Source organism: Reyranella soli (genome assembly GCF_007992495.1).
Lineage (GTDB): Bacteria > Pseudomonadota > Alphaproteobacteria > Reyranellales > Reyranellaceae > Reyranella > Reyranella soli.
In genome coordinates this window covers 1-1089 of sequence record NZ_BKAJ01000370.1, presented here as the reverse complement: position 1 = coordinate 1089, position 1089 = coordinate 1, and the positions used below count along the sequence as shown (strand labels likewise).

Annotated in this window: 1 protein-coding gene, 1 tRNA gene and 1 pseudogene; 1 reads left to right on the top strand and 2 read right to left on the bottom strand. The window is 60.1% G+C overall.

Features of this window, described 5'->3' with window-relative positions; all coding sequences use genetic code 11:
* Positions 1–284: 284 nt before the first annotated feature.
* Positions 285–355: transfer RNA gene (locus tag RSO01_RS46825), tRNA-Gln, on the bottom strand.
* Positions 356–529: 174 nt separating this feature from the next.
* Between RSO01_RS46825 and RSO01_RS46820 the strand changes: the two genes are divergently transcribed.
* The gene (locus RSO01_RS46820; protein WP_147157484.1) at positions 530–754 is read left to right on the top strand and encodes a helix-turn-helix domain-containing protein; all 225 of its coding nucleotides are present in this window, start codon (positions 530–532) and stop codon (positions 752–754) included.
* 12 nt (positions 755–766) lie between these two features.
* Here RSO01_RS46820 and RSO01_RS48805 read toward each other — a convergent pair.
* Positions 767–1089: pseudogene (locus RSO01_RS48805) on the bottom strand (hypothetical protein); the annotation flags it as partial.

The window sequence follows — 1089 nt, the reverse complement described above, 5'->3', positions numbered from 1 at the left end:
GGCGCAGCCGCTGCTCCGAGCAAACTCCCTGTTAATTTCCCTGTTAGCAGGGAATCGCCCCGCCCACGGTTCATCCTCCTAGCAGGGAGTCAAATCACCAGTGATTTGCTCCGTACTGACACTACATCACCGCTGTGCGGAGAGGGTTTGAGGTAAACCGTCCCATTTTGCCGAGATCAGCACTCGGTGCCTGAGCCGAAGTATCACCTGGCACGCAAATCTCGCGCATTTGCGCGACTTGTTCGGCGTCCGGAGGTGATTGGTTGTGGTTCGAATCTCTGTTGCTGGGGGACCAGGATTCGAACCTAGACTAACCGGGTCAGAGCCGGTTGTTCTACCGTTAAACTATCCCCCAATTGGGCAGTAGGCCGGCATATCGCCGGACACACTCATAGCAGAAAGCCGGGGCTGGTTTAGCGGCGGAAGGGCGTTCTGGCAAGCTTTCGATACCTGCAGGCGACCCCCTCCGGCATCACCGTTGAATGTCTCGGCGACCAGCCGGGGACGATAATGTCTTCGCCTCGAGCAGCTGGCCCGGCGGGAAGCGGTCGGCATCAACAGCGCAACCATTCCGCTGACCCAGATGGACCTGGCAGACGCGCCGGGCCTGTCGATCGTCCATGTCAGTCGCACCTTCCGGGAGCTTCGCAGGCTGAATATCCTCTCGAAAAAGGGGAGCACCATCAAAGTGGTGGACCGAGAACGCCTCGCGCCGAAGCGTGTCCGAGAGCAGCCTGTCACAGTGCGCCGCTGATGGTCGCTGGAGCTAAGCGTGCGCTGAGCGTCCTGCATGGCTCCTCGGCGCACCGTTCTTGAGGCGCTTGAGAAATTCCTCCCCGCTCATCGTCGAATCGACCGGAGCCGCGGGGGAATTCCATCTGCCACTGTCGATCTCTTCGATCTGTCTCGCCATGGCCTGCGATACGACGCGGGAAAAAGGTCCGAGGTGAAGGTAGAAGGCAGCCATTGTTGCAACAGCCTGGAGCGCGCCGCGATTATTGCGGGCGCAGGCATAAAGCGCCCTGAGGTAGTAGCCAATAAGCAGGGGCTGCTCGCGGATGACTGACCTGAGGAGACGAACCAGGGCCG